19 protein-coding genes are annotated in these 24,909 nt (G+C 71.0%); 12 read left to right on the top strand and 7 right to left on the bottom strand.

Going from position 1 to position 24,909, the window contains the following annotated elements:
• Nucleotides 1-92: 92 nt before the first annotated feature.
• From ACFYVR_RS04675 to pcaB, 4 genes are read right to left on the bottom strand one after another with little or no spacing between them, the layout of a single operon-like run.
• Nucleotides 93-1,304, bottom strand: coding sequence for an acetyl-CoA C-acetyltransferase (locus ACFYVR_RS04675; RefSeq protein WP_387470060.1), 1,212 nt, complete (start codon nt 1,302-1,304; stop codon nt 93-95).
• Nucleotides 1,305-1,323: 19 nt separating this feature from the next.
• Nucleotides 1,324-2,103: an IclR family transcriptional regulator gene (locus tag ACFYVR_RS04670; RefSeq protein ID WP_387470058.1), complete on the bottom strand. Its 780-nt coding sequence runs from the start codon at nt 2,101-2,103 to the stop codon at nt 1,324-1,326.
• Entirely contained in the window at nt 2,100-3,251 is a 1,152-nt protein-coding gene (pcaD, locus tag ACFYVR_RS04665; RefSeq protein ID WP_387470056.1) for a 3-oxoadipate enol-lactonase, read from the bottom strand. Before pcaD ends, ACFYVR_RS04670 begins: the two co-directional genes overlap by 4 nt.
• A complete protein-coding gene (pcaB, locus tag ACFYVR_RS04660) occupies nt 3,248-4,585 on the bottom strand; it encodes a 3-carboxy-cis,cis-muconate cycloisomerase (protein WP_387470054.1) in 1,338 nt (445 codons plus the stop codon). Before pcaB ends, pcaD begins: the two co-directional genes overlap by 4 nt.
• Before the next feature lie 178 nt (nt 4,586-4,763).
• Between pcaB and ACFYVR_RS04655 the strand changes: the two genes are divergently transcribed.
• The 5 genes from ACFYVR_RS04655 (at nt 4,764) to ACFYVR_RS04635 (ending at nt 9,354) form a co-directional block, all read left to right on the top strand.
• Nucleotides 4,764-5,513, top strand: a complete 750-nt coding sequence (locus tag ACFYVR_RS04655; protein WP_387470364.1) for a CoA transferase subunit A — start codon at nt 4,764-4,766, stop codon at nt 5,511-5,513.
• Entirely contained in the window at nt 5,510-6,154 is a 645-nt protein-coding gene (locus tag ACFYVR_RS04650; RefSeq protein WP_387470052.1) for a CoA transferase subunit B, read from the top strand. Before ACFYVR_RS04655 ends, ACFYVR_RS04650 begins: the two co-directional genes overlap by 4 nt.
• Nucleotides 6,155-6,227: 73 nt before the next feature.
• Complete coding sequence (locus ACFYVR_RS04645; RefSeq protein ID WP_387470050.1) at nt 6,228-7,502, top strand: LuxR C-terminal-related transcriptional regulator; 1,275 nt, start codon at nt 6,228-6,230, stop codon at nt 7,500-7,502.
• Between the two features lie 134 nt (nt 7,503-7,636).
• Complete coding sequence (locus tag ACFYVR_RS04640; protein WP_387470048.1) at nt 7,637-8,725, top strand: S-(hydroxymethyl)mycothiol dehydrogenase; 1,089 nt, start codon at nt 7,637-7,639, stop codon at nt 8,723-8,725.
• Nucleotides 8,722-9,354 (top strand): MBL fold metallo-hydrolase, encoded by a 633-nt coding sequence (locus ACFYVR_RS04635; RefSeq protein ID WP_387470045.1) that lies wholly within the window; start codon nt 8,722-8,724, stop codon nt 9,352-9,354. Before ACFYVR_RS04640 ends, ACFYVR_RS04635 begins: the two co-directional genes overlap by 4 nt.
• A 122-nt stretch (nt 9,355-9,476) precedes the next feature.
• Here ACFYVR_RS04635 and fdhD read toward each other — a convergent pair whose 3' ends face one another.
• Both fdhD and ACFYVR_RS04625 read right to left on the bottom strand, forming a co-directional pair.
• A complete protein-coding gene (gene fdhD, locus ACFYVR_RS04630) occupies nt 9,477-10,301 on the bottom strand; it encodes a formate dehydrogenase accessory sulfurtransferase FdhD (protein WP_387470043.1) in 825 nt (274 codons plus the stop codon).
• Nucleotides 10,301-12,613: an FdhF/YdeP family oxidoreductase gene (locus ACFYVR_RS04625; RefSeq protein WP_387470041.1), complete on the bottom strand. Its 2,313-nt coding sequence runs from the start codon at nt 12,611-12,613 to the stop codon at nt 10,301-10,303. The genes fdhD and ACFYVR_RS04625 overlap by 1 nt, the downstream gene beginning before the upstream one ends.
• 107 nt (nt 12,614-12,720) lie before the next feature.
• Here ACFYVR_RS04625 and ACFYVR_RS04620 point away from each other — a divergent pair, with 107 nt between their 5' ends.
• Together ACFYVR_RS04620 and ACFYVR_RS04615 are read left to right on the top strand one after the other, a co-directional pair.
• Complete coding sequence (locus ACFYVR_RS04620; protein WP_387470039.1) at nt 12,721-13,716, top strand: iron-siderophore ABC transporter substrate-binding protein; 996 nt, start codon at nt 12,721-12,723, stop codon at nt 13,714-13,716.
• 59 nt (nt 13,717-13,775) lie between these two features.
• Complete coding sequence (locus tag ACFYVR_RS04615; protein WP_387470037.1) at nt 13,776-14,576, top strand: SDR family oxidoreductase; 801 nt, start codon at nt 13,776-13,778, stop codon at nt 14,574-14,576.
• Nucleotides 14,577-14,611: 35 nt separating this feature from the next.
• On the opposite strand, the gene ACFYVR_RS04610 is transcribed toward ACFYVR_RS04615, so the two are convergent.
• On the bottom strand, nt 14,612-16,006 hold the full coding sequence (locus tag ACFYVR_RS04610) for an amidase (RefSeq protein ID WP_387470035.1): 1,395 nt from the start codon (nt 16,004-16,006) through the stop codon (nt 14,612-14,614).
• Nucleotides 16,007-16,116: 110 nt separating this feature from the next.
• Between ACFYVR_RS04610 and ACFYVR_RS04605 the strand changes: the two genes are divergently transcribed.
• The 5 genes from ACFYVR_RS04605 to ACFYVR_RS04585 all read left to right on the top strand — a co-directional run bounded on the left by ACFYVR_RS04605 (nt 16,117) and on the right by ACFYVR_RS04585 (nt 24,699).
• Complete coding sequence (locus ACFYVR_RS04605; RefSeq protein WP_387470033.1) at nt 16,117-18,780, top strand: valine--tRNA ligase; 2,664 nt, start codon at nt 16,117-16,119, stop codon at nt 18,778-18,780.
• Nucleotides 18,777-20,204, top strand: coding sequence for a bifunctional folylpolyglutamate synthase/dihydrofolate synthase (locus ACFYVR_RS04600; RefSeq protein WP_387470031.1), 1,428 nt, complete (start codon nt 18,777-18,779; stop codon nt 20,202-20,204). Before ACFYVR_RS04605 ends, ACFYVR_RS04600 begins: the two co-directional genes overlap by 4 nt.
• Nucleotides 20,201-20,602 (top strand): DUF4233 domain-containing protein, encoded by a 402-nt coding sequence (locus tag ACFYVR_RS04595; protein ID WP_387470029.1) that lies wholly within the window; start codon nt 20,201-20,203, stop codon nt 20,600-20,602. Before ACFYVR_RS04600 ends, ACFYVR_RS04595 begins: the two co-directional genes overlap by 4 nt.
• Nucleotides 20,603-20,621: 19 nt before the next feature.
• Nucleotides 20,622-21,041, top strand: a complete 420-nt coding sequence (ndk, locus tag ACFYVR_RS04590; protein WP_387470027.1) for a nucleoside-diphosphate kinase — start codon at nt 20,622-20,624, stop codon at nt 21,039-21,041.
• 418 nt (nt 21,042-21,459) lie between these two features.
• Nucleotides 21,460-24,699, top strand: a complete 3,240-nt coding sequence (locus ACFYVR_RS04585) for a translation initiation factor IF-2 N-terminal domain-containing protein (RefSeq protein ID WP_387470025.1) — start codon at nt 21,460-21,462, stop codon at nt 24,697-24,699.
• The last annotated feature ends 210 nt before the right edge of the window (nt 24,700-24,909 follow it).

Below are 24,909 nucleotides of genomic sequence, written 5' to 3'. Positions count from 1 at the left end.
CCCCGCCCCGCCTCCCCCCCCGCGTCGCCCCGGCGGGGGGGGCCCCCCCCCCGGGCCCGCCCCCCCCCCCCCCCACCCCCCACCACTGCGTGTCAGCGCAGGGTTTCGAAGACGGCCGCGAGCCCCTGGCCGCCGCCGATGCACATCGTCTCCAGGCCGTACCGGCCCTCGCGGCGCTCGAGTTCGCGCAGCATGGTCGCGAGGATGCGGGCGCCGGTGGCGCCGACGGGGTGGCCGAGGGAGATGCCGGAGCCGTTCGGGTTGAGCCGGGTGTCGGTGGGGTCGAGATCCCAGGTCCGCAGGACCGCGAGGGCCTGCGCCGCGAACGCCTCGTTCAGTTCGATGACGTCGAGGTCGGCGAGCGTGAGTCCCAGCTTGCCGAGCACCTTCTCGGTGGCGGGGACCGGTCCGATGCCCATCGTGCGCGGCGGCACCCCGGCCACTGCCCAGCCCGCGAGGCGGGCGAGGGGGCGAAGTCCCAGTGCGGCCGCCTTCTCGGCGGTGGTGACGATGCAGACGGCGGCGCCGTCGTTCTGGCCGCTCGCGTTGCCTGCGGTCACGGTGGACTCCGGGTCGATGCCCGCTCGGATCGCGCGCAACTTCGCGAGCGACTCGACCGAGGTGTCCGCGCGGGGATGTTCGTCGGTGTCGACGACAACCGGGTCCGACTTCCGTTGCGGGACGGGTACTCCGACGATCTCGTCGGCGAACCGACCGGCCTGCTGGGCGGCGGCCGCCCGCTGGTGCGACTGAACGGCGAGCGCATCCTGATCGGCGCGGCTGATGGAGAACTCGGCGCGCAGGTTCTCGGCGGTCTCGATCATGCCGCCGGGGACGGGGAAGTTCCTGCCGCCCGCGGTGACCCGGGCGCGGGCCAGTCGGTCGCTCAGCGCGACCGCTTCGCCCTTGACGCCCCAGCGCATTCCGGTCGCGTAGAACTCGGCCTGGCTCATCGACTCGACACCGCCGGCCAGGATCAGGTCGGACGCGCCGGTCGCGACCTGCATGCAGGCCTGCAGCACGGCCTGCAGTCCGGACCCGCAGCGCCGGTCGACCTGAACGCCCGGCACGTCGATGCCGAGGCCGGCGTCGAGCGCCGCGACCCGGCCGATCGCGGGGGCGTCACCGCCGGGGGAGGCCTGGCCGAGGATGACGTCGTCGACCTGCGATCCGTCGATGCCCGTGCGGGTGACGAGTTCGGTGATCACCGTCGCGGCAAGGGTTTCCGGTGCGATGTCCTTGAACACGCCGCCGAATCGGCCGACGGGGGTGCGCAGGGGTTCACAGATGACGGCGTCGAGCATGGGAGTCCTCACAGTTCGTTCAGGGTTGGGATTGCATCCGCACGAGGTCGGCGCTGATCGCCTCGACGGTGCGGAGGAGTTCGGGAAGCAGGTCCCTGCGGACCGCGGCCGCGGAGTAGCGGGCGGCCTGGGTGGAGATGTTCGCGGCGGCGACGATGGTGCCGGACGCGTCGCGGATGGGTGCGGCGAGCGAGCGCAGCCCCTCCTCGAGTTCCTGGTCGACGATGCAGAACCCGTCGGCGCGCACTCGCCGGATCTCCTCGCGCAGTGCGTCCGGGTCGGCGATGGTGCGTCCCGTCAGCGGCGTCAGCGTCACCGAGTCGAGGTACTCGTCCAACTCGGCGTCCGACAGCCCGGACAGCAACACCCGCCCCATCGACGTCGCGAACGCGGGGAAGCGGGTGCCGATGGTGATGCTCACCGTCATGATCCGGCTGACCGGCACGCGAGCGACGTAGACGACGTCGCCGCCGTCGAGGATCGACACCGACGCGGACTCGTGCACGGCCTTGGTCAGCGTCTCGAGGTGTGGCCCCGCGATCTCCGGCAGGGTCAGGCTCGACAGGTAGCTGTAGCCGAGTTCGAGGACGCGCGGGGTCAGCCAGAACACCGAGCCGTCGGTGCGGACGTAGCCGAGTTCGACCAGGGTCAGCAGGAACCGTCGGGCGGTGGCCCTGGTCAGGTCGGTGGTCTTGGCGACCTCGCTGAGGGTCTGTCGTGGCCGGGTGGCGTCGAACGCGCGGATGACGGCCAGTCCCCGGGCCAGGGACTGCACGTAGTCGGGTGACGGTTCGGTCATTGCCCGGCCAGTTCCGCGATCGCTGCCTTGCCGAGTGCGAAGGCGCGGTTGGTGTTCGGCACCCCCGTGTACACGGCGGCGTGCAGGAAAACCTCGGCCAGTTCGTCCGCGGTGACGTCGTCTCGCAGGGCGGCCCGGATGTGCATGTCCAGTTCGTGTTCGTTGCCGACGGCGGTGAGGATGGCGAGGGTGAGCAGGCGCCGGGTGTGGTGGTCGAGACCGGGGCGGTTCCAGACGTCGCCCCAGGCGGTGCGGGTGACGAAATCCTGGAACGGGGAGGTGAATTCGGTGGCACCCTTGATGGAGTTGTCGACGTGGGCGTCACCGAGGACGGCGCGCCGGTTCAGTGTCCCCACCTCGTAGGCCGCGTTGCGCTGCGTCGGGCCGGCGACGTGTGCCGCGATCAGGGCGGTGACGCGGCCGGCTTGTTCGACACTGGCGAGATGCGCCCCCGGGTCGAGGACGTGGAGGGTGGAGTTCGCGACACCGTCCGCGATCAGTTTCAGGTCGTCCGGTGTGGTGGCCGGGTCCTGACGGCCGGCGATCACCAGGGTCGGCGCCGCGATCCGCGCGAGGTCGGCGCGGCTGTCCCAACCGGCCAGCGCCTCGCAGCACGCGGCGTAGCCCTCGTCCGGGGTGGCGTCCACCATCGCCCGCGAGCGGGCGACGAGTTCGGGGTCGCGGGCCGCGAGTTCGCTTGTGTACCAGCGTCCGACGACCACGTCGGCGATCGAGCCGGTGCCCTCGGCGCGGACCGCGGCGGCGCGGTCCAGCCAGCCCTGCGGCTCGCCGAACTTCGCGGACGTGCACAGCAGTGTCAGGGTGTGCACGCGGGAGGGGGCGTGCACTGCGATCCACTGGGACACGGCGCCGCCCAGCGAGAGCCCGACCAGGTGCACGGCAGGCAGTGCCAGGGTGTCGAGCAGTGCGAGGACGTCGCCGCCGAGATCGGCGACCGTGTACGGCCCGTCCGGGACCGGGGATTCGCCGTGGCCGCGCAGGTCGACGGCGAGGACGTTGAACTGGTCGGACAGGGACCGTACCTGCGGGTCCCACATCGACCGGTCGGACCCGAGGGAGCCGAGCAGGACGACGGTGGGGGCCCCCGGGCCCGGGCCGGTGAGCTGGTGGGCGAGCGCGACTGTCACAGGGACTTCTCCTTCGGGGTGGTCGACCGGGAGGCGAGCACGCGGTCGACGATGTCGCCGGCGTGGCCGAGATAACGTGCGGGATCGAGTAGTTCACGGACCCGATCCGGTGCGAGGTGTTCGGTGATCGCGGGGTCGGCGTCCAACGGGCGGCCGGCGAGGCAGGCGGCCGTGACCAGGTCGCGTGCTCTGTCCGTGTGCGCGGCGAGGGCTCCGGTGACACGTTCGGCGAGCAGTGCGCCGCCGGTGGCGTCGAGGTTGCGGCGCATGGCATCGCCGTCGACGTGCAGTCCGCTCAGGCAGACGGCGATCCGGTGCGCGGCGCCGCCGGTGAGCCGGAGCAGGTCGGTCGTCGTCTCCCACTCGGCGTGCCAGGCGCCCGCGGCACGCTGGAATTCGTGCGGCATCGCGGTGAGCGCGGTGGCGACGAGGCCGGGGACGCGCAGGGCGGCGGCGCGCGCGGCGACGGCGGCCACGGGATTGCGCTTGTGTGGCATCGCGGACGATCCACCGGGGGAGTCCTCGGCCACCTCGCCGAGCTCGGTCGCGGCCATCAGCACCACGTCGGTGGCGATCTTGGCGACCGCGCCGGCCGCGACCCCGAGAGCCGACGCCAGCGCACCGATCCGGGTCCGGTCGGTGTGCCAGGGCACGGTCTGCCGGGCCAGGCCGAGTTCGTCCGCGAGCCCGTCCGCGACGTCCAGCCCGTGCGGATGAAGGGCCGCGAGAGTGCCTGCAGCGCCGCCGAACTGGACGGGAAGCGTGGTCAGAACGCGGGCCAGCTCGTGGTGTGCGCGGTCCAGTGCCGAACACCAGGACGCGGCGAGCGCCCCGAACGTGGTCGGCAGCGCCTGCTGGCCGAGGGTGCGGGCCGCCATCGGAGTGTCGCGGAACCGGGACGCCAGCGACGCGGCCGCGTCGGCGGCGGCGGTGACCTGGGCGGCCACGACGGAGCCCGCGCGCTGCGCGAGGAGCATCAGCGCGGTGTCGATGACGTCCTGGCTGGTCGCGCCGGTGTGGACGGAGGCGCCCGGAACCCCCACCGGGGCACACTCGGCGCGCAGGTGCTTGACCAGGGGGATGACCGGGTTCCCGCCTGCCGCGCCCTCGACGCCGAGCAGCGCGGGGTCCAGGGTGTCCGCGAGGGTGCGGGCGGCCGCCGCGATGGCGACGGCGTGCTCACCCGGGATGACGCCGGCGTCCGCGGCCGCGTGCGCGAGCGCGCCCTCGACGTCGAGCATCGCGGTGACCCAGGCCTGGTCCGACAGCAGCGGGCTCAGCTGCTGTGCACCGAACACCGGGTCGAACAGTTCGCCGCGGCTCACGGGATGCATGACTCGGGCCTTTCCGTCGGGTTCCTTGCTGCGGGAGATGTTCGCGTGGTGCACATCGAGCCGCTCTGCGAACAAGCATAGGCCCGGCCGGGGGCCGGAGACGCCGGCAACCCCCGAGAATGTTCGCATAGCGGATGGGTGTTCACAATGCGGACGATGCGCTATCGTGGTCGACGTGATGGACAAAGTCATTCCCACAGCAGCCGAGGCGGTCGCCGACATTCCCGACGGCGCCTCCCTCGCGGTCGGCGGTTTCGGTCTGGTCGGTGTGCCGGAGGCGCTCATCGCGGCGCTGCTCGAGCAGGGTGCGGCCGAACTCGAGACCGTCACCAACAACCTCGGTCTCGACGGGTTCGGCCTGGGCACACTGCTCGCCGCCCGCCGGATCCGGCGAACGATCAGCTCGTACGTCGGGCAGAACAAGGAGTTCGCGCGGCAGTACCTGGCCGGTGAGCTCGAGGTCGAGCTGACGCCGCAGGGCTCGCTTGCCGAACGGATGCGCGCGGGTGGCGCGGGCATCCCCGCGTTCTTCACCCCCGCCGGCGTCGGAACGCAGGTCGCAACCGGGGGCCTGCCGCGGCGCTACGACGCGAACGGCGAGGTCGCGGTTGCGAGCCCGCCGAAGGAGACCCGCGAATTCGACGGCGTCACCTACGTGATGGAGCGCGCGATCGTCACCGACTACGCGCTCGTCCACGCCTGGAAGGGTGACCGGCACGGCAACCTCGTGTACCGCAAGAGCGGACGCAACTTCAATCCGCCCGCGGCCGCCGCGGGGCGGATCACCATCGCCGAGGTCGAGCACCTCGTCGAGCCCGGCGAGATCGATCCGGACGAGGTGCACACCCCCGGCATCCACGTCCAGCGGGTCGTGCACGTGCCGGTGACCCAGGAGAAGCCGATCGAGATCAGGACGGTGCGGAAATGAGCTGGACCAGGGACGAGATGGCGGCCCGCGCCGCGCGCGAACTCGAGGACGGCCAGTACGTCAACCTCGGCATCGGTATGCCGACGCTGATCCCGAACCACATCCCGGACGGCGTCGAGGTGATCCTGCACTCCGAGAACGGTGTCCTCGGAGTCGGGCCGTACCCGTACGAGGACGAGGTCGATCCCGACCTGATCAACGCGGGCAAGGAGACCATCACGGTTCTGTCCGGGGCGTCGTACTTCGACTCGGCGCAGTCGTTCGGGATGATCCGCGGCGGTCAGGTGGACGTCGCGGTCCTGGGCGCGATGCAGGTCAGCCAGAGCGGCGACCTGGCGAACTGGATGATCCCCGGCGCCATGGTCAAGGGAATGGGCGGCGCGATGGACCTCGTCCACGGGGCCAAGCGCGTCATCGTCCTCACCGACCACTGCAGCAAGTCCGGCGAATCGAAGATCGTCGCCGAGTGCTCCCTGCCGCTGACCGGTGAGCGCTGCGTGAACCGCGTCATCACCGACCTCGCGGTCCTCGACGTGACCGAGGACGGTTTCCGTCTGGTGGAGACCGCGCCGGGCGTCAGCGTCGACGAGGTCGTCGCCAGGACGGACGCGCCGCTGCTCGTCGAGGTCCCGGCGAACTGACCGGTCAGTGGTGCACTTACGGACGCCCGACCGTCCGAAAGTGCACCACTGCGCGTAGCGCATCATGGTGCCCATGAGCGGCAGCGCGGAACGGGAACGGGAACGGCTCGACGGCCTGCGCGGGGTACTCGTCGGCCCCCTGCCCGACATCGGTCGGCGGTTCTCCGCGCAGATCGCGGCCCAGGTTCCGCACACCGCGCTGGTGATCTTCACCCGCGAGTGCACCGGTCGTCCCCGCAAGGTCGCGGGCGACCCCCGCGTCGTGGAGAAGGTGACGGTCGCCGAACTCGACCGGCTGCGGACCGACATCGGCCCGGCGCGGGCGGATTCGTCGATCGTGCACCGCGGCACCGCGACACTCGGCGGTCGGGAGCATCCCGTCCACGCGATCCTCGACCGCACCGACACGCTGCTCGTCGTCGTGCCACGCGGCAAGCCCGACATCGACGCCGGGCTGCTGGCGGCCCAGTTCGCGGTCGTCGCGCTCGGCATCCAACTGCAGGTACGACACGCCAGCCCCGCCTACCTCGCCGAATCCCGGGCCGCGTCCGCCGAACGCGCCCGGACCGTCGCCGAACTCACCGCCGCCCACGCCGCGACGCTCGAGACGATCCTCGCGACCCTGCGGTCGCCGGACCTCGACGACACGCGGGCCCGCGCGACCGCCCGCGAATCGGCGACCTCGGCGCTGATCGGGCTGCGCACCGCCGTCGACCAGCACCGCGAGATGGCGGAGGAAGCCGTCACCACCGCGTTCGCCCGGCTGCGGGGCGAACTGCGCGGGCTGGTCCCGGAGGGGATCGCCGTCGAGTTCGTCGACCCACCCGTGGGTGGGCGCGGTCTGCCCGGCGAGGTCGCGCACGCCGCGCGGGCCGTGGTGCGGGGCGCGGTGCTGGGGCTGGTGGTCCAGCCCGATCTGAGCCGGGTGCGCGTGGCCTGGGACTGCGACGGTGCCAACCTGCTGATCGACGTCCGCGACGACGGCCGCGGCGCCGTCGACCTGGCCGAGCTGGCCCGTCAGCTGCGACCCCGTATCGAAACGCTGGGCGGCACGTACGCATCCGAGTCGACTGCCGGGTGGGGGTCGCGGCTGTCGGCGACGCTGCCGCTCGACCACGCCGAATCGGGGGAGGGCAGTCACGCCCTGTCGGTCCTCGGTCCGCGCGAGATCGAGGTGCTCGAACACCTCGTCGCCGGTCGACGCAACCGGGTGATCGCCGAGCGGCTCCAGGTGAGCGAGAGCACCGTGAAGTTCCACGTGGCCGCCGTGCTACGGAAACTCGGGGTCGGAACCCGCGGCGAGGCCGCGGCGCTGGCGGCCGAGGCCGGGGTCCGCGCCGCGCACTGACGCCGGGGCACTGGTATTTCGGTCAGGTGGAACCATCCTTTCGGTCAGGTCGCGCGCCCGGTGCATCGGGCTACCGTCGACATGCGGGACGCAATGCCTGCACCCGCGACGTCGACACAGGAGGAGACCAAACCATGCCGCAGCAGGTTCGAGGTGTGATCGCGCGCTCGAAGGGCGCCCCGGTGGAGATCGTCCCGATCACGATTCCCGACCCCGGCCCGGGCGAGGTCGTCGTCGCGATCGCCGCGTGCGGCGTCTGCCACACCGACCTGACCTACCGTGAGGGTGGCATCAACGACGAGTACCCCTTCCTGCTCGGCCACGAGGCGTCCGGTGTCGTTGAAAGTGTCGGCGAGGGAGTCGAATCCGTCGCCGTCGGCGACTTCGTCGTGCTGAACTGGCGCGCCGTGTGCGGCCAGTGTCGCGCCTGCAAGCGCGGCCGCCCGCAGTACTGCTTCGACACCTTCAACGCCACCCGGAAGATGACCCTCGAGGACGGCACCGAGCTGACCCCCGCGCTGGGCATCGGCGCGTTCGCGGACAAGACCCTCGTCCACGCCGGCCAGTGCACCAAGGTCGACCCGTCCGCCGACCCCGCCGTCGTCGGACTCCTCGGCTGCGGCGTGATGGCCGGCCTCGGTGCCGCCGTGAACACCGGCAACGTCGGCCGCGGCGACTCGGTCGCCGTCATCGGCTGCGGCGGTGTCGGTGACGCCGCGATCATGGGATCCCGCCTCGCCGGGGCGGGCACGATCATCGCGATCGACCGCGACCCGAAGAAGCTGGAGTGGGCCACCGACCTGGGCGCCACGCACACGATCAACGCCGCCGAGGTCGACGACGTGATCGAGGCCGTGCAGGAACTCACCGGCGGCTTCGGCGCCGACGTCGTCGTCGACGCCGTCGGCCGCCCCGAGACCTGGAAGCAGGCCTTCTACGCCCGCGACCTCGCCGGTACCGTCGTCCTCGTCGGCGTCCCGACCCCGGACATGACCCTCGAGATGCCGCTCGTCGACTTCTTCTCGCGCGGCGGGTCGCTCAAGTCGTCGTGGTACGGCGACTGCCTGCCCGAGCGCGACTTCCCGATGCTCGTCGACCTCTACCAGCAGGGCCGGCTTCCGCTGGAGAAGTTCGTCTCCGAGCGGATCGCCCTCGACCAGGTCGAGGAGGCCTTCGAGTCGATGCACCGCGGCGAGGTGCTGCGCTCGGTGGTCGTGCTGTGAGCGGTGCACTGCGCGTCGACCGGGTCGTCACGTCGGGCACGTTCAGCCTCGACGGCGGCACCTGGGACGTCGACAACAACATCTGGCTGATCGGTGACGACGACGAGGTCGTGATCGTCGACGCCGCGCACACCGCGCAGCCGATCGTCGACGCGGTCGGTGGCCGGAGGGTCGTCGCGATCGTGTGCACGCACGGGCACAACGACCACGTCACCGTCGCGCCGGAGCTCGCGCAGCGGCTCGACGCGCCGATCCTGCTGAACCCCGCCGACGACGTGCTGTGGGAGATGACGCACCCCGGCGTGAATCACGGGTTGCTGGAGGACGGTCAGCGGATCTCGGTGGCGGGCACCGACATCCAGGCCATCGCCACGCCCGGTCACTCGCCGGGATCGACGTGCCTGTACCTGCCCGAGGCGGGGGAGCTGTTCACCGGCGACACCCTGTTCTCCGGCGGCCCGGGAGCGACGGGACGCTCCTACTCGGACTTCCCGACGATCATCGGCTCGATCCGCGACAAGCTGTTCGCGCTCCCGCCGGAGACGAAGGTCCACACCGGTCACGGCGACGGCACCACGATCGGCACCGAGTCGCCGCACCTCGAGGAGTGGATCAGGCGGGGCAGCTGAGACGCGGGCGGGGTGTGCACAGGGGTGTTCGACCGTGCACACCCCGTTTCGGCGTCCGGAACCCCTGTGCGCGCGGGAGAACCCGTGTGCACAGGGGTTTCGCGGCCGGGGGTTGTCGCGCGTCAGGGCAGCTTGATCCGCTGCTCGCCGGTGTAGACGTTCATGGTCTCGCCGCGGAGGAAGCCGACCAGTGTCAGCGACGACTCCGCGGCGAGGTCGACCGCGAGGGACGAGGGCGCCGACACCGCCGTCAGCATCGGCACGCCGGCGACGACCGCCTTCTGGACGAGTTCGAACGACACGCGTCCACTGACCGCGAGGATCGCCTCCGACAGCGGCACCCGGCCGTCGGTCAGGGCCCAACCGAGGACCTTGTCGACGGCATTGTGCCTGCCGACGTCCTCCCGCAGCGCGAGCAGCGCTCCGTCCGCCGTGAACAGGCCCGCCGCGTGGAGTCCGCCGGTGGAGTCGAACACCCGTTGACGGGTGCGCATCGTCTCGGGCAGCGACGCCAGCACGGCCGCGGGCACCGTCAGCGGAGAGGCCTCCAGGTCGTACGGTGCCCGGACGCGCACCGCGTCGAGGGACGCCTTGCCGCACACCCCGCACGCGGACGTGCTCAGGAAGTTCCGTTGCGCGACAACCGGTTCCGGGACTCCCGACGCGAGTGCGACGTCGAGCACGTTGTAGGTGTTCGCCCCGTCCTCGTCGACGCCGTCGCAGTACCGGATGACCGCGACGTCCGCGGCGGAACGGATGATGCCCTCGCCGAGCAGGAATCCGTGCACCAGGTCGATGTCGTGGCCGGGGGTGCGCATCGTCACGCTCAGGGACCGTCCGCTCATGCGAATCTCGAGCGGCTCCTCGACGGCCAGACTGTCCGGGCGGCGGACGGCGCCGTGCGGGCCGATCCGCAGCACCGGTCGCCGGGCGGTGACGCGTCCCATCAGTTGCTCCCGACCGGCTCCAGCCGCACCACGACAGCCTTCGACACCGGCGTGTTCGATTTCGCGGCAACGTGGTCGAGCGGGATCAGCGGATTGGTCTCGGGATAGTAGGCGGCCGCATTCCCCTTGGGGGTGGAGTACTCGACGACGCGGAAGTCGTGCACCCGCCGCTCCTCGACCGTGCCGTCCGCGGCGGTCCACTCGGACACGACGTCGACCCGCGCGCCGTCGATCAGACCGAGCTCGACGAGGTCGGCGGCGGACACGAAGATCACCCGGCGGCCGCCCTTGACGCCGCGGTAGCGGTCGTCGAGGCCGTAGATGGTGGTGTTGTACTGGTCGTGGCTGCGCATCGTCTGCAGGATCAGCCGCCCGGGCGGTGCGGGCACCCACCGCAACTCGCCGGCCGCGAAGTTGGCCTTGCCGGTGTGGGTGGGGAACTCCCGACGGTCCCGCGGCGGGTGCGGCAACTGGAACCCGTCGGGGCGGCGGACGCGCTCGTTGTAGTTCTCGCACCCCGGCACCACCCGGGAGATCGCGTCGCGGATCCGGTCGTAGTCCGCGGACAGCGCCGCCCACGGGACACTGTGGCCGGCTCCGAACAGTTCCCGTGCGAGATCGCAGACGATGGCGACCTCGCTGCGCAGGTGCTCGCTGACCGGGGTCAGGTTGCCGCGCGACAGGTGCACCATCGACATCGAATCCTCGACGGAGACAACCTGTTTGCCGCCCGCCTGGATGTCCTTGTCGGTGCGGCCGAGGGTCGGCAGGATCAACGCGGTCTCGCCGGTGACCACATGCGAACGGTTCAACTTGGTCGACACCTGAACGGTGAGGCGGCAGCGGCGCAGCGCGTCCTCCGTCGCTGCGGTGTCGGGGGTGGCCCGCAGGAAGTTGCCGCCCATCGCCACGAACACGGTCGCCTCACCGTCTCGCATGGCGCGGATCGCGTCGACGGTGTCGAGTCCGTGCTTGCGGGGACTGGTGATGCCGAACTCGCGGTCGAGGGAGTCGAGGAACGCGTCCGGCATCTTCTCCCAGATGCCCATCGTGCGGTCGCCCTGCACGTTCGAGTGCCCGCGGACCGGGCACAGCCCGGCGCCCGGCTTGCCGATCATGCCGCGCATCAGCAGCAGGTTCGTCAGTTCCTGGATGGTCGCGACGCCGTGCGTCTGCTGCGTCAAACCCATTGCCCAGCAGGCGATCGTGCGCTCGGAGCGGATCAGGGCCTCCGCCGTCTCCCTCAGCTGCGTCATGGTCAGGCCGGTCGCGTCGAGCACGGTGTCGAAGTCGACCGCCCGAGCGGCCCTTTCGTACTCGTCGAAGCCCGCGCAGTGCGCGTCGACGAAGGCCCGGTCCACGACGGTGCCCGGCGCGGCGTCGTCGGCCTCGAGCAGCAGCCGGCCCAGGCCGCGGAACAGCGCCATGTCGCCGCCGAGCCGGATTTGGAGGAACTCGTCGGCGATGTCGACGCCCCGCCCGACCACACCGCCGATCTTCTGCGGATCCTTGAATCGCAACAGGCCTGCCTCGGGGAGCGGGTTGATCGCGATGATCTTGGCGCCGTTGCCTTTCGCCGCCTCGAGCGTCGAGAGCATGCGTGGATGATTGGTGCCGGGGTTCTGGCCGGCGATCAGGATCAGGTCGGCGAACTCGAGGTCGGGGACCGTTACCGAACCCTTGCCGATGCCGATCGACTCCGACAGCGCGCTGCCCGACGACTCGTGACACATGTTCGAACAGTCCGGCATGTTGTTCGTGCCGAAGCTGCGGATCATCAACTGGTACAGGAACGCGGCCTCGTTGCTGGTGCGGCCGGACGTGTAGAAGACCGCCTGGTCCGGGGTCGGCAGCGCGCGCAGCTCGTCGGCGATCACCCGGTACGCCTCGTCCCAGCCGATCGGTGTGTAGTGGGACGCCCCGGGCCGCAGCACCATCGGGTGGGTCAGTCGGCCCTGCCGGCCGAGCCAGAAGTCCGTCTTCCCGGCCAACTCCGCGACGGAATGTGCGGCGAAGAACTCCGGCGTGACGGTCCGCAGCGTCGCCTCCTCCGCGACGGCCTTCGCCCCGTTCTCGCAGAACTCCGCAGGCTTGCGGTGCCCGGGCGTCTCGGGCCACGCGCAACCGGGGCAGTCGAATCCGTGTCGCTGGTTCAGGCGAGGCAGCGTCTGCGCGGTGCGCACCGTGCCCATCTGCTCGACCGCCCGCTGCATCGACACCGCGACTGCCTTCACACCTGCGGCGTGATCCTTGGGATGCGTGACGACGAGGTCGGATTCGTCGATGTCCTGGGAGGGGGCAGTGCGCGTCATGCGTCCATACTGGCGTGTCCGGAGATTCGGCGAAACCCGGGTGGTCCCGTCCCGGGCGGGTTTCGGCTAGCCTTGCCTGGTTTCGGGTCGAAAACCAAGGAGGACCGATGGCCGGGCGAGTCACGCGACGTGGATTCCTGATCGGAACGTCGGGACTGGTACTGGCCGCGGCCGCGGCCGCGTGCGGCCGCGACGACGGCGACTCCGGCGGCTCGGCGGGCGCCACCGTCTCCGACAAGTACGGCGAGACCGTCGTTCCGGCCGACCCGCAACGCGTCACGAGCGTCGGCTACAACGACCAGGACGCCATCCTCGCGCTCGGCGTCGTCCCCGTCGGCGTGTTCGACTGGTACGGCAACCAACCCGACGCGACGTGGCCGTGGGCGCACGACCTCCTCGGCGGCGCGAATCCGACGATCATCGGCGCCGCCGGGACCGGCATCGACGTCGAGAAGGTCGCGTCGACCACGCCGGACCTGATCGTCGGCACCTACTCCGGAATCACGCAGGGCGAACACGACAAGCTCTCGGCGCTCGCACCGACCGTCGCGCAGCCGAAGGAGTTCGCCGACTTCGGTGTGCCGTGGCAGGACCAGACCCGGATCATCGGTCAGGCTCTGGGCCGGACGGACAAGGCCGAGGAACTGGTCACCTCGGTGCAGCAGCAGTTCACCGACGTCGCCGCCGCCAACCCGTCGTTCCAGGGCAAGACCGTCATCGTCGGCGCCCTCAAGGGCCCCGGCCAGTTCGGCGTCTACGGCCCCGAGGATCCGAAGGTGCGGTTCTTCACCGAACTCGGATTCGTCAATCCGCCTGTCACCCAGCAGATCACGAACACGAACTTCGCGCCGATCAGCACCGAACAGCTCACCCTCGCCGACGCCGACCTCCTGGTCTGGTACGCCGGTGGGGGATTCGGCGACAAGCTGCGCGCCGAACTCGCCGCCACCCCGGTCTACGCGGAGCTGCCCGCCGTCAAGGAGGGGCGCGTCATCATTCTCGAGGACGAAGCCGCCGAGGCGATGACGTGGAGCACGGTCCTGTCCCTGCCCTACGCGCTGGAGAACATTCCGCCCCGCATCGCCCCGCTGCTGGCCCCGTAACGCCCGCACGTGTCGCACGCCCGTGGGCGCGCGGGACGCAGAAGGAAAGGATCCGACACGTGGCAACTCCGCGGACAGCTCTGGTGACAGGGGCGTCGTCGGGAATCGGTGCGGCCGTCGCGCGGGCGCTCGCCGGCCGCGGCTGGACGGTGTACGGCACCAGCCGGAATCCGGCCAGGATCGCGCACCCGATCCCCGGCGTCGAGTACCTGGCGCTCGACCTCACCGACGAGGCGAGCATCGAGGCCTGTGCCGCCGCGGCCGGTGCCGTCGACGTGCTGGTCAACAACGCGGGGGAGAGCCAGAGCGGGCCCCTCGAGGAACTGCCGACGGACGCCATCGAGCGACTGTTCCGCACCAACGTCTTCGGCGCGGTCCGGCTGACCCAGCTGGTGCTGCCGGGGATGCGTGCCCGCCGGTACGGCCGCGTCGTCATGGTCGGGTCGATGCTCGCCAGTTTCCCTCTCGCCCACCGCTCCTCGTACGTGGCGACGAAGGCGGCGATCAAGGGATTCGCCACTGCCGCGCGCCGGGAGGTGTCGCCGTTCGGGGTCGCGATCACCACCGTCGAACCCGGGTCGATCAGCACCGGCATCGGCGAGCGCCGCACCCACTACCTCGCCGAGGGATCGCCGTACACGGCCGACTACCGCACCATGATCGAACACCTCGACGCCAACGAACGGTCGGGCATCACCGCCGACACGGTCGCGCAGACCGTGCTGAAGGCGATCGACGCGAAACGACCGAAACCGCTGTACGCCGTCGGCAGCAACGCGCCCCTCGTGTTCGCGTTACGCCGGATCGCGCCCCGCGGACTCGTCGAGAAGATCGTCTCCCGCAAGCACGGGCTCCGCTGAGCCGTCGGGGGAGTGCCCGCACCTGCGGTGGCGAGTCATCCCGCGAACACCGGCGGGATGCGATCCCGCCACGGCACCGCCTGCTCGAGCTGTGACGCCACGGACAGCAGCAGGTCCTCGCGACCGTGCGCGGCGACGAGCTGCACCCCGATCGGCAGCCCCTCACGACTGTGCCCGAGCGGCAGACCGATCGCCGGATTTCCCGACACGTTGTAGGCGGCGGTGAACGGCCCGAACTCGAAGATCCGGTGCAGCCACGACCGCACGGTGTGGCCCTCCGTGTCGTAGTCGAGGGTGCCGTGCCGTGGCGGCAGTTGTGCGAGTGTGGGTGTCACCAGCAGATCGGTGGTCGTGAAGAACGAGGCGACCGCACCGATCACACGGTGTTGGGCGTCCAGGCCGGCGACGGTGTCGAGCAGCGTGGCGGCCCCTGCTTCCTGGAGTACGGTGCGGGACACCGATTCGAGCAGATCGGGATTCGGCCGGACGGGTGCGCGCAGTATCGCCGCGCCCGTCGACAGCGCGGTGAGGACACACGCCTCGACCACGTCGTCGGGCTCGACCGCGGGTGCGGCCTCGCGGACGTCGTGGCCGATCCAGTCGAGGACCTGGCCGACAGCGACCGCCGTGTCCGCGACCTGACGGTCCACGGGTACGGCGGCGGCCGTGCTGACCGCGATCCGCAGACGGCCGGGGTCGGTGTCGACCGCGGTCGCGTACGGCCGGGCCGGGGGAGCGATCGGGTACCTCTCGCCGACGATCGGCCCGGACACCGCGTCGAGCAGGGCCGCGCAGTCCCGGACGGTCCGCGTCAACCCGAACTCGTACACCTGGCCGAAGCCGATCTCACCACCCGGAACGCGGCCCCGGCTCGGCTTCAGCCCGACCACCCCGCAGCACGCGGCCGGTACCCGCAGTGATCCGGCACCGTCGTTGCCGTGCGCGAGCGGTACCGCCCCCGCCGCGACCAGGGCCGCCGATCCGCCGCTGGACCCACCGACGCCGCGGCCGAGGTGCCACGGATTCCGCGTCGCGCCGTACCGCCGGGATTCGGTCGCGAAGTTCAGGCCCAGTTCCGGTGTGGTGCTCTGGGCGAGCGCGACCAGCCCCGCCGCACGAAACCGCGCCATGATCGCGTGATCGGTGGCAGCCACGGCCCCGCGCAGCGCACGGCTGCCCAGGGTGAACGGGACGCCCCGCGCGACGGGGCCACTGTCCTTGACGACGAACGGCACGCCGGCCAGCGGCCCGGCAGGATCCGCCGCTGGAGCCGGATCGAACAGGGGGCCCGTCAGCGCGTTCAGGTCGGTGTTCACCGCGTCGACTGCGCGGCGGGCGGCCTCCTCGACCTCGCCGGCCGTCACCTGTTTCGACCGGATCAGCTCGGCGAGGCCGACCGCGTCGAGGCCCGCGTACTCGGGGAGATGCACAGGGCCATCACACCCCGTCCGGAACGGACGGGCCATCGAATTTCGGCGGCTCGACGCCCTGAGCCATGTGGCGCGAACCACGGTAGGCGTCGTTCTCTAGAATTGCGCAGGTGACCAGTGCCTCGCCGCAGAACCCCGAGAACCCCGCCGACACCCTTCCCAAGAGCTGGGACCCCAGTGCCGTCGAGGAGCAGTTGTACGAGGGCTGGGTAGCGGCCGGGTACTTCGAGGCCGACGCGTCCAGCGACAAGCCCGGCTACTCCATCGTGCTGCCGCCGCCGAACGTCACCGGCAGCCTGCACATGGGCCACGCCCTCGACCACACCCTGATGGACGCCCTCACCCGCCGCAAGCGGATGCAGGGCTACGAGGTGCTGTGGCTGCCCGGCATGGACCACGCGGGCATCGCCACCCAGACGCTCGTCGAGAAGCAGCTCGCCGCCGCCGGCACCGGCAAGGAAGACCTGGGCCGCGACGCCTTCATCGAGAAGGTCTGGGAGTGGAAGCGCGAATCCGGCGGCACCATCCAGGGCCAGATGCGGCGCATCGGTGACGGCGTCGACTGGTCCCGCGACCGGTTCACCATGGACGAGGGCCTGTCCCGGGCCGTGCAGACCATGTTCAAGCGGCTCTACGACGAGGGCCTGATCTACCGCGCCGAACGGCTGGTGAACTGGTCGCCGGTGCTGCAGACCGCGATCTCCGACATCGAGGTGAAGTTCGAGGAGGTCGAGGGCGAGCTGGTGTCGCTGCGCTACGGCTCCCTCGACGACGCCGAGCCGCACGTCATCGTCGCGACCACCCGCGTGGAGACGATGCTCGGCGACACCGCCGTCGCCGTCCACCCCGACGACGTGCGCTACCAGCACCTCGTCGGCACCACGCTCGAGCACCCGTTCACCGGACGCCGGATCCCGATCATTGCCGACGACTACGTCGACCCCGAGTTCGGCACCGGCGCGGTGAAGATCACCCCCGCGCACGACCCCAACGACTTCGAGATGGGTCTGCGGCACAACCTGCCGATGCCCACCATCATGGACAAGACCGGCAGGATCGCCGACACCGGAACGCAGTTCGACGGCATGGACCGGTTCGAGGCCCGCGTCAAGGTGCGCGAAGCGCTCGCCGAGCAGGGTCGCGTCGTCGCCGAGAAGCGTCCGTACGTGCACAGTGTCGGGCACTCCGAACGGTCCGGTGAGACCATCGAGCCGCGCCTGTCGATGCAGTGGTGGGTCAAGGTCGACGACCTCGCGAAGGCCGCCGGCGACGCCGTCCGCGGCGGACAGACCACGATTCACCCCGCCAGCCAGGAACCGCGCTGGTTCGCCTGGGTCGACCACATGCACGACTGGTGCATCTCGCGGCAGCTGTGGTGGGGCCACCGGATCCCGATCTGGTACGGCCCGAACGGGGAGGTCGAGTGCTTCGGGCCCGACGAGTCCGCGCCCGAGGGCTGGGAGCAGGACCCCGACGTCCTCGACACGTGGTTCTCGTCCGGCCTGTGGCCGTTCTCGACGATGGGATGGCCCGAGAAGACTCCCGAACTCGAGAAGTTCTACCCGACAAGCGTTCTCGTCACCGGCTACGACATCCTGTTCTTCTGGGTGGCCCGGATGATGATGTTCGGCACCCATGTCGTCGACGACGAGTCCATCGGTGGCGGCAAGGTTCCGTTCACCGACCTGTTCCTGCACGGTCTGGTCCGCGACCAGTACGGCAAGAAGATGTCGAAGTCCCGGGGCAACGGCATCGACCCGCTGGACTGGGTGGACCGTTTCGGCGCCGACGCGCTGCGCTTCACCCTCGCCCGCGGCGCCAACCCGGGCAGCGACCTCGCCGTCGGCGAGGACCACGCCCAGTCGTCCCGGAACTTCGCGAACAAGCTGTTCAACGCGACGAAGTTCGCGCTGATGAACGGCGCCGTCGTCGCCGACCTTCCGGACCGGACGCTGCTCACCGACGCCGACCGGTGGATCCTGGACCGGCTCGAGCAGGTCCGGGCCGAGGTCGACGACGCCTTCGAGCGCTACGAGTTCTCCAAGGCGTGCGAGGCGCTGTACCACTTCGCGTGGGACGAGGTCTGCGACTGGTACCTCGAACTGGCCAAGCCGCAGCTCGCCGAGGGCAGCGTCCACGCCGACGGCACCAAGGCGGTGCTCGGCACCGTCCTGGACGCGCTGCTGCGGTTGCTGCACCCCGTGATCCCGTTCGTCACCGAGACCCTCTGGAAGGTGCTCACCGGCGGTGAGTCCGTGGTGATCGCCCCGTGGCCCGCCGCCACCGGGGTGCCCACCGACGCCGACGCGACCCGTCGCGTCGCGGACCTGCAGAAACTGGTCACCGAGATCCGGCGATTCCGCAGCGACCAGGGCCTCAAGCCGTCCCAGAAGGTGGCTGCCCGGCTCGGCGCGATCGACGCCGCCGACCTCACCGCGCAGGTCGGCGCGGTGGCGTCGCTGGCGAAACTCACCGAGCCGGCCGACGGCTTCTCCGCCACCGCCTCGATCGAGGTGCGGCTCAGCCGCGCCACCGTCACCGTCGAACTCGACACCTCGGGATCGGTGGACGTCGCGGCCGAGCGCAAGCGCCTGGAGAAGGATCTCGCGGTCGCCGAGAAGGAACTCGCGGGCACCACCGCCAAGCTCGGCAACGAGGCGTTCCTCGCCAAGGCGCCCGACGCCGTGGTCGACAAGATCCGTGGCCGTCAGCAGGTCGCGCAGGAGGAGATCACCCGCATCTCCGCTCGCCTCGAGGAGCTGGGTCAGGCGTGAGCGACGAGCGACCCGAGCAGTCCGGGGCGCCGACCCCGGTCGATCTCGCCGAGCTCGCCCTCGTCGAGGCCGAGCTCGACAAGCGGTGGCCGGAGACGAAGATCGAACCGTCCCTGACCCGGATCTCCGCGCTGATGGACCTGCTCGGGTCGCCGCAGCAGGCGTACCCGGCGATCCACGTCGCGGGCACCAACGGCAAGACGTCGGTCACCCGGATGATCGACGCCCTGATGACCCGGCTGCACCGCCGGGTCGGCCGGACCACCAGCCCGCACCTGCAGCTGGCCACCGAGCGGATCAGTATCGACGGCGCCCCGGTCTCGCCGCGGACCTACGTCGACACCTACACCGAGCTGGCGCCGTACATCCAGATGATCGACGAGCAGTCCCAGGCCGCGGGCGGCCCGGCGATGAGCAAGTTCGAGGTGCTCACCGCGATGGCGTTCGCCGCGTTCGCGGAGGCGCCCGTCGACGTCGGTGTGATCGAGGTCGGGCTCGGCGGGCGTTGGGACGCAACGAACGTCATCGACGGTCAGGTCGCGGTGATCACCCCGATCAGTCTCGACCACGCCGAATACCTCGGCACGGACCTGGCCGGCATCGCCGCGGAGAAGGCCGGGATCATCAAGAAGGCACCCGAGTCCGTCGTGCCCCACGACACCGTCGCCATCCTCGCGCAGCAGGAGCCGGAGGTGATGGACGTGCTGCTGCGGCGGGCGGTGGAGGCCGACGCCGCCGTCGCGCGCGAGGGCTCCGAGTTCACCGTGCTGGCCCGGCAGATCGCCGTCGGTGGTCAGCAGCTCGAACTGCAGGGCCTCGGCGGTGTGTACACCGACATTTTCCTGCCGCTGCACGGTGAGCACCAGGCCCGCAACGCGTCCCTCGCACTCGCCGCGGTCGAGGCCTTCTTCGGGGCCGGACCGGACCGGCAGCTGGACGTGGACGCGGTCCGGGAAGGCTTTGCGTCCCTGACGAATCCGGGCCGGCTCGAACGGGTTCGCAGCGCCCCCACGGTGTTCCTCGACGCCGCCCACAATCCCGACGGTGCCCGCGCGCTCGCGGCGGCCCTGTCCGCCGAGTTCGACTTCCGCAAGCTCGTCGGAGTCGTCGCCGTGATGGGGGACAAGGACGTCGACGGCATCCTCACCGCGCTCGAGCCGGTCTTCGACGAACTCGTCGTCACCCACAACGGGTCGCCCCGCGGGATGGACGTCGAGCAGCTCGCCGACCTGGCGGTTGCCCGGTTCGGCGACGAACGGGTGGTCGTCGCCCCGACCCTGCCCGACGCCATCGAAACCGCGATCGGTCTGGCCGAAGAGGTCGCCGAGCCGGGCGAAGCCGTATCGGGGGCCGGTGTCGTCGTCACCGGGTCCGTCGTCACCGCAGGCGCCGCCCGCACCCTGTTCGGAAAGGACCCCGCGTGAGCACTCCCGATCAACCGGCCGGATTCAAGCCGCCGACCACCGACCCGTGGAAGGGTTTCCGGGGTGTCTGCTCCGGCACCCTGATCCTCGAGGCCATCGTGGTGTTCCTCGGGATTCCCGCGGTCGCGAAGCTCGGCGACGGAATCGGAGCCGGCGCGACCGTCTACCTGGTGGTGCTCGGGCTGCTGATGATCCTCGCCTGTGGTGTGCAGTCCCGGCCCTGGGCGATGGGCTTGAACCTCGGTCTGCAGGTCGCGATGATCGCGGCCTGGTTCATCCACCCCGCGATCGGCGCCCTCGGCCTGTTGTTCGCCGCCGTGTGGGTGTACATGCTCTACCTGCGCAAGGACATAGTCGCCCGGATCGAGCGGGGACTGCTTCCCGGGCAACGGGACTGACCTACTAGGGTGACTGCTCGTGACTGAGCGGACCCTGGTACTGATCAAGCCCGACGGCGTCGCCCGCCGACTCGTCGGGGACATCCTCGCGCGGATCGAACGCAAGGGCCTTGCCGTCACTGCACTGGAGATGCGCACCGCCGACACCGCGGTCGCGGGCACGCACTACGCGGAGCACGCCGAGCGCCCCTTCTACCCGGGACTGCTCGAGTTCATCACCTCCGGTCCGCTCGTCGCGGCCGTTGTCGAGGGACCCCGTGCGATCGCGGCGTTCCGGCAGATCGCCGGCGGCACCGACCCCGTCGAGAAGGCCGTCCCCGGCACCATCCGCGGCGACCTCGCGCTCGACGGACAGCGCAATCTCGTGCACGGCTCCGACTCGGTCGAGTCGGCCGAGCGCGAGATCGCACTCTGGTTCCCGCACCTCGCTCGCTCCTGACCCTCTGACCTGAGGGGTGTCGAGCGGGAGGCCGACTCGACACCTCGCAGCCGGAGAGGGCGCCGTTGGCGCGGGCCGCCTCCCACGTGTGGGATACTGGTGGCGGTTGACCCACGCTCGTGTCACTCCGCCGGAGTTCGGGTGTGGTCCGACCGGATGACACCACGGCTCGATGCCCGCATCGCTGCCGCCGCGCGCAGGAAATCCCTCGCCGGTGGCACGCTGGATGATCAGGTGCACCGACCGCGGAGTTCAGCCTGCCAGGCGCCGTACGAGTTGGACGTGACCACCTGATCACCGACAAACCGCGCGGGGCGAGACCAGAAGATCACACCCCCCGTGTGAGAACACAGACAGCGCCCTCGAGTGGCCGCGCACACCGACAGGTGGACGCGCCCGGGGGCCCGAGGAGACTTACGTGGCCGATCAAGCGCCGCCCGAAACTTCACAGACCACCCCCGAATTTCCGGCCAAGATCCGAGTCCATGCACTCGCGAAACTTCTCGGCCTGACCAGCAAGCAGGTTCTTGCGCAGGTCGCCGAATTCGGTACCGAACTGCGCAGTGCTCAGTCCAGCGTCGACCGTGAGCTCGCCGAGCGCGTGTACAGCGTGTTCCGTGCGCCGGACGCCGAGGCCTCGGCACCCGCGGGGGAGGAGCCCGTCACCGAGGAACCCGCTGCCGAGGCGCCCACCGTTTCCGAGCCGGTCGCCGTCGTCCAGGCGACGCCGGAGGACATCGCCGCGGCCGGGATCCCCGAATCCGCGCAGCCGGGCCTGTTCACCGACGTCGACACGCAGCAGGCGCAGCCGGCCGAGTCGGCGGAGACGCCGCTGTTCCAGGCGCCGCTGTTCCTTCAGCCGGAAGCGCCGGCCGAGCCCGCACCGCGACGGCGCCGGGCTCGCCGCGAAGCGGCCGCCCCCGACGAGGCGGCGCCGATCGAGGTCACCACCGTCACTCCCGCCGAGCCCCAGCCGGAGCAGGACCAGCCCGCGGCCGGCACCGCCGAGCCCGCCACGGTCGAGGAGCAGCCGGAGACCCACGCCGAGGGCGAGGACGAGTCCGGTGAGGGCCAGGGCCGGCGTCGGCGGCGTGGCCGCCGGGGACGTGGCCGCGGACGCGGCGAACAGGGCGCCGAGACCGAGACCGAGACCGCGAGCGAATCCGAGGCCGCGCGCGAATCCGAGGCCGTCGACGGCGAGAGCGCCGTGGAGGCGGGCGAGCCGGAGGGTGCGCGGGGTCGGGACGCCGAGGCGGGCGAGGAGTCCGCGGAGGTCGACGAGGCCGCGGGCGCCGAGGGTGAGGACGCCGAGGAGGCGGGCGACGGATCCAGCCGTCGCCGTCGTCGCCGTCGTCGCCGCAAGGGCAGTTCCGAGGCGGTCGACGCCACCGAGGACGACGGCGTCACGACCGTCGTGCACGAACGCGAGCCTCGGACCAAGGCCCGCGCGAAGGACGAGGTCCAGGGCATCTCCGGGTCGACGCGCCTCGAGGCCAAGCGTCAGCGCCGCCGCGACGGCCGCGACGCCGGGCGGCGCCGGCCCCCGATCCTCACCGAGTCGGAGTTCCTCGCACGTCGCGAGGCCGTCGACCGGGTGATGGTGGTCCGCGAGAAGAGCGACGGCGCGCACCCCGAGGGACTGACCCAGGTGGCGGTCCTCGAGGACGACGTTCTCGTCGAACACTTCGTCACCAGCTCGGCGTCCGCGTCGATGGTCGGCAACGTGTACCTCGGACGCGTGCAGAACGTCCTGCCCTCCATGGAGGCCGCGTTCATCGACATCGGACGCGGACGCAACGGCGTCCTCTACGCCGGTGAGGTCAACTGGGAGGCCGCGGGCCTCGGCGGCAACAGCCGCAAGATCGAGCAGGCGCTCAAGCCCGGCGACCAGGTGCTCGTGCAGGTCTCCAAGGACCCCGTCGGCCACAAGGGTGCCCGGCTGACCACCCAGATCTCGCTGGCCGGTCGGTTCCTGGTGTACGTCCCCGGCGGCACCTCGACGGGCATCAGCCGCAAGCTTCCCGACACCGAGCGCAAGCGTCTCAAGGAGATCCTGCGCGAGGTCGTCCCTCCGGAGGCCGGTGTCATCATCCGCACCGCCGCCGAGGGCGTCAGCGAGGAGGAGCTCGCGCGCGACGTGCAGCGCCTGCAGTCGCAGTGGGCGGAGATCGAACAGCAGGCCGCGGACAAGGGCAAGTCGGGTACGCCCAAGGCGCTCTACGAAGAGCCCGACATGCTGGTCAAGGTCGTCCGTGACCTGTTCAACGAGGACTTCTCCAAGATCGTCATCGAGGGCGAGAAGTCGTGGTCGACGGTCGAGAACTACATCCGGACGGTCGCGGCCGACCTGCTGCCGCGCGTGGAGCGGTACGAGGCCGAACAGGGCGGCCCGGACGTGTTCGCGGTCAAGCGGATCGACGAACAGCTCGCGAAGGCGCTCGACCGCAAGGTGTGGCTCCCCTCGGGCGGCACCCTCGTCATCGACCGCACCGAGGCGATGACGGTCGTCGACGTCAACACCGGCAAGTTCACCGGGGCGGGCGGCAACCTCGAGGAGACCGTCACCCGCAACAACCTGGAAGCGGCGGAGGAGATCGTCCGCCAGATGCGGCTGCGTGACATCGGCGGCATGATCGTCGTCGACTTCATCGACATGGTGCTCGAGTCGAACCGCGACCTCGTGCTGCGGCGGCTCACCGAGTCGCTCGGCCGCGACCGCACCCGCCACCAGGTGTCCGAGGTGACCTCGCTCGGCCTCGTGCAGATGACCCGCAAGAAGCTGGGAACCGGCCTCGTCGAGGCCTTCTCCAGCACCTGCGAGCACTGCCACGGCCGCGGCATCATCGTGCACGCCGAACCCGTCGAGGTGCGCTCCGGCGACGACGGTGCGGCCCGGGCCCAGGGCCGGGGCGAGTCCGGTGGCAGGCGCAAGCGCGGCCGCGACAAGTCGTCCGCACCGGCCGAACAGCCCGCGGAGAAGAACGGTCAGGCGCCCGAGTCGGGCGCGCCCGCCAAGCGCGCGCACCCGGTGGCGCTCGCGATGGCGGCGCACCAGCACGAGGAGCACCCGGAGACCGACGCCGAGCCCGCCGCTGCTGCGACGGCGCCTGCCGAGGAAGCGCACGAAGAGGTGCCGACCGCCGAGACCGCTCCTGTCGAGGCCACGCATGACGAGGCCGCACCCGTCGAGGTGTCGATCGTCGAGGCGGCACCCGCCGACGAGGTAGCCTGGGTGGACGCGACGCCTGCTGTCGCCGAAGTCGCGGCCGAGGCGGTCGTGACGGATGCGGTGATCGAGGAGGCCGTGTCCGCGGCTGCGGCCGAGCCGGCTGTCGCCGCTGCGGTCGAGACCGCCGAGCCCGCTGTCGACGGTGCCGTGGCCACCGAGGTCGCCGCACCGCGTGGCCGTCGACGGGCACGTCGCGCGTCGCGGGCCGCCGCCGCGCCGGAAGGCAGCAGCGACACCGTCGTCGTGCTTCCCGTCGAACCGGTGGCCACCGCGCCGACGGAACCGGTCGTCGTGCCGCCCGTCCTCGCACAACCGCCTGCCGCGGTCGTGCCGGGCGACGGTGGCACCGCCGCCGAACCCGCCGCTCCCAAGCGGCGGCCTCGTCGGCGGGCGGCCGCGCGCCCGGCGGGACCGCCGGTCGAGGGCTGACCGACCGGCCGGCCGGTCGGGACACGGGGTGTGACGTCGCAGGGGGCGGTTTGACCCTGCAAGGCAGCATCCCGTAATCTTGACCGGTCGCTACTCGGTGACACCGCTCTGTTGCGCCCGATGGGGAGCCGGGGTGTCCGCCGGAAGCAAGTACACCAGACCAGTCGCGTGGTTGGACCGCGCGAGCACGTTCGAATTAGCAAGGGGTAG

It is taken from the genome of Rhodococcus sp. NPDC003318, assembly GCF_042879035.1.
Taxonomy (GTDB): Bacteria; Actinomycetota; Actinomycetes; order Mycobacteriales; family Mycobacteriaceae; genus Rhodococcus_G.
Note: the sequence above shows the minus strand (reverse complement) of the source record. Positions and strands in the feature narration are given on the sequence as shown.